Origin of the sequence: Dyadobacter sp. (assembly GCF_051859145.1) — a bacterium.
Classification (GTDB): domain Bacteria; phylum Bacteroidota; class Bacteroidia; order Cytophagales; family Spirosomataceae; genus Dyadobacter.
In genome coordinates this window covers 1-4,184 of the sequence record NZ_JBHYGF010000367.1, presented here as the reverse complement: position 1 = coordinate 4,184, position 4,184 = coordinate 1, and the positions used below count along the sequence as shown (strand labels likewise).

Below are 4,184 nucleotides of genomic sequence, written 5' to 3'. Positions count from 1 at the left end.
AGTAATGATCAGGATAACGATTTCGTGATTTTCCGTTTGGGTGATACTTACCTGATGCGTGCAGAGGCGAATCTGAGATTGGGTAAAACAGCTGACGCGATCAAAGATGTGAATATCGTACGTGCCCGCGCAGGTGCCACGCCGATTACTACGCTTACTTTGGACGGAATGCTGGCAGAAAGAGGCTGGGAAATGGCGTGGGAATATACCCGTCGTCAGGATCTGATCCGTTTTGGACAGTTTAACAAAGCATGGCAGTTCAAAACAGCATCTCCTGAATTCCGGAAGCTTTTCCCGATTCCAGCTACACAGCTTTCATTGAACCCCAACCTGAAACAAAATCCAGGTTACTGATTTTACTGAATAAATTCTTTTTGACAGGAGCAGGCTACTTATCAGACTGCTCCTGTTTTAATTTACATTTATGTGATAGTTTCGCCAGAAACAACAAGAATCCCCTCCCAAATGATTCGGATTTGCAGAATGCTCCTGGTTTGCGGATTTAGTACACTGATCTTTTCAGGATGTTCTAAAACAGAAAAGAAGGACACACTTTTTGAAGAAATGTCTTCCCCGGAAACGGGAATTTCCTTTGAGAATACGATTACCAACAGTGAAGAATTCAACATCTTCAATTACCGCAATTTTTACAACGGCGGCGGGGTTGCTATTGGCGATATTAATAACGACAACCTGCCCGACGTATACCTGATTGCCAACCAGGGCGATAATAAGCTTTTTCTTAACAAGGGCAATTTCAAATTTGAAGACATTACTGAGAAGGCTGGCGTAGCCGGAACTAAGTCTTGGAGCACAGGGGCTACGTTTGCAGATGTAAATGGCGACGGACTGCTCGATTTGTACGTTTGTAATGCGGGCCGCTCTGAGGAGCGAGCTAACGAGCTTTTTATTAATAAAGGTAACGGAACGTTTAAAGACGAGGCGAAAACTTATGGTCTCGACGATGGTGGCTACTCTACCCACGCTGCATTCTTTGATTATGACCGGGACGGCGACCTCGATATGTTCCTGCTTAACAATAGTTTTACCCCCGTCGGCAGGCTTGCTTATGCCAATATCCGTAATCAGCGGGATAAGGAAGGCGGCCACAAACTATTCCGGAATGACGGTGCACATTTTACCGACGTGAGCGAAGCGGCGGGCATTTATGGTAGTCTGATCGGTTTTGGTCTTGGCATTACAATCGGTGATGTAAATGACGATAACTGGCTCGACATGTACATTTCCAACGATTTTTACGAGCACGATTATCTTTATATCAACAACCACGACGGTACATTTACAGAGTCGATCCAGTCGGCTATGCAGCATACCAGCCTTTCCTCTATGGGCGCTGACATTGCTGATATTAATAACGATGGCAAGCTGGATATCTATGTCACGGATATGCTGCCGGGCATTGACCGTCGGCTGAAACTGACTTCTACCTACGAGGGCCACGATCTTTTCGAATTGAAAGTTTCGCGCGACTTCCATTATCAGTACATGCAAAATACGTTGCAGCTTAACCAATCGGGTGGACCTGACAGCAAGACCTGGTTCAGTGAAATTGCGCGTTTTACCGGAACACACGCGACAGACTGGAGTTGGGGCGCATTGATTTTTGATATGGACGCCGACGGCAATAAGGATATTTTTGTCGCCAACGGAATTAATAAAGATTTGACAAACCAGGATTTTGTCGCCTTTCTGGCAGATCCTTCGAATATTGCCGAGGTGAGTCGCACCAGAAAATTTGACTACAAGCTGTTTTTAGATAAAATGCCTTCCGAGCCACTCGCCAACTACGCTTTTCAAAACGCCGGCAATCTTTCATTTGCAAATAAATCGGAAGAATGGGGCCTGAATACACCTTCATTTTCAAATGGCGCGGCTTATGGCGACCTGGATAATGACGGCGATCTGGACCTGATTGTAAATAATGTAAATGGGCCGCTCTTTGTTTATAAGAACCGCGCAAATAACCGCGCCGACTTCCATTATATCAAATTTAAACTGGTTGGCGAAAAAGGAAATGTGAATGCGATCGGGGCAAAAATCTATGTACATCAGCCGGATAAAACACAAATGTTGCAGCAAATGCCTAACCGCGGGTTCGAATCTTCGGTGGATTTGCGTCTTGTTTTTGGTTTAGGGAAAAATCCGACAGTGGATTCGGTGACAGTAGTTTGGCCGAATGATCAGCAGCAGATTATAAAGAAGCTTGCAGCGGACTCGACATATACATTGAACCAGAAAAACGCCAATATCCCCTGGAAAGCCGGTAGTGAGAAAGGTAAGGAGCGTTTTGAAGAACTAAAATCGTCAGGGGTAGATTTCACGCATTCCGAAGCTGAATTTGTCGATTATAACACAAACCCGCTGCTTAAACAAATGTACTCGCGCCTCGGGCCCGGACTTGCAGTCGGCGATATCAATAAGGATGGGCTGGACGATGTTTTTGTAGGTGGTGCAATCGGGCAAGGAGGAAAACTTTTCCTGCAAAAGAAAGACGGAACATTCTTTGAAAAAACCCCGCAGGCTCTTGCAGATGACAAAGCGACAGAAGTATCAGACGCTACATTCTTTGACGCGAACAATGACGGGAATGCAGACTTGTTGATTGTTTCGGGCAGTAATGAATTCAAGGATGACGATGAAGCATTGCAACCCAAACTTTACCTCGGTGATGGCAAAGGCGGCTTTACAATAAGCGCCGGTTTGCCGGGTTTGAAAATGAATGCATCCTGCGTGGCGGTAGCTGATTATGACAAAGACGGCGATCAGGATATTTTCATAGGCTCGCGGCTGAAATCAGGTCAGTACGGTGTGAATCCGCCGAGCTATTTGCTGACTAACGATGGTTCGGGCAATTTCAAGAATTACACCAAGAGGTACTTGCCGCAGGTGGATCAGCTTGGAATGGTTACAGATGCCGTGTGGGCAGATATGGATGGTGACAGCTTCCCGGAGCTGGTTGTGGTAGGTGATTGGATGCCTGTGATGATTTTCAAAAACAATAAAGGAAAGCTAGTAGCAGGCTCGCAGGAATTTAAAGGAGCTGGTGGTGAGGTTGTGAAAACAAACGGCTGGTGGAATACAGTGGAAGTGGCAGATATGGATGGAGACGGCGATTTGGATATTATCGCAGGCAATCTGGGCATGAACTCTCGCCTGAAAGCAAACCAGCAAAAACCTGTCGAAATGTTCGTGAAGGATTTTGACAACAATGGTATTACAAAGCAGATCATCACGTGCCCTGACGAAACAGGCACCTCTTACCCGATGGTGATGAAGCCGGATTTGCTGCGTGCGATGCCTTCATTGAAGAAGAAATTCGTCAAGTTTGAACAGTATGCCGATAAGAAAATTGAAGACGTGATTGACAGTAAAGATCTGGAAAGCGCGGTCAAAAAGGAGGTTTTTATGCCTGCGTCTGCTGTGTTCAGGAATGATAACAAGGGTACTGCATTTACTTACCTGCCGCTACCCGCGCTCGCGCAGCTTTCCCCGGTCCACGCGATTATTCCGACGGATTATGATCAGGACGGACAAATGGACCTGATCATCGCAGGTAATTATTATGATGTGCTGCCCGAAATCGGTAGATATGACGCATTCAGAGGTCTTATTCTCAGGAATAACAAAGGCATTTTTGAGGCAAAGTTGCCGTCAGAAACGGGACTTTGGACTGAAAATCAGGTGCGCCAGATGAAGCAGCTGAAACAAGGTCAGGTGATCGTAGGTAACAACAATAGTCAAATTCAGGTATTCAGAACGGCAGCAGGCAAGAAACCAAAAACGCAGCCGGGACTCGCATTGAAATGAAAAAAATTGTATTGATGATGTTGTCGGTATGTGCCTTTTTTCAGGCTTGCAAACCGAAGAAAAATCAGGATGAAAAACCGATGTTCGTGGTAAAAGACTCTGCCGCAATTGGCGTCAGTTTTACCAATCGCGTGGTCGGTGACGAGAAAATGAATTTAATGGATTACCTCTATTTCTATAATGGAGGCGGCGTGGCTACCGGTGATATCAACAATGACGGACTAGCCGACGTGTACTTTGTTTCAAACCAGGGCAAGAATAAACTGTACCTCAATAAAGGCGGATTTAAATTCGAGGATATATCCGAAAGCGCTGGCATAGAAGGTTTTTCGGACTGGCAAACGGGTGTGACGATG

The 4,184-nt window shown here is 45.7% G+C and carries 3 protein-coding genes; all 3 read left to right on the top strand.

All coding sequences use genetic code 11. The features are described 5' to 3' along the window. On the top strand, positions 1-354 hold a 354-nt coding region (locus ACTIE6_RS19135), incomplete at its 5' end, for a RagB/SusD family nutrient uptake outer membrane protein (protein ID WP_439558170.1). A gap of 111 nt (positions 355-465) precedes the next feature. Next, a complete protein-coding gene (locus ACTIE6_RS19130) occupies positions 466-3,828 on the top strand; it encodes a VCBS repeat-containing protein (RefSeq protein ID WP_439558169.1) in 3,363 nt (1,120 codons plus the stop codon). Next, on the top strand, positions 3,825-4,184 hold a 360-nt coding region (locus ACTIE6_RS19125), incomplete at its 3' end, for an FG-GAP repeat domain-containing protein (protein WP_439558168.1). The genes ACTIE6_RS19130 and ACTIE6_RS19125, both read left to right, overlap by 4 nt.

Bases quoted from the DNA above. Each gene is read 5' to 3' on its own strand.
- ACTIE6_RS19130 (WP_439558169.1), top strand. From the start codon at position 466: ATGATTCGGATTTGCAGAATGCTCCTGGTTTGCGGATTTAGTACACTG.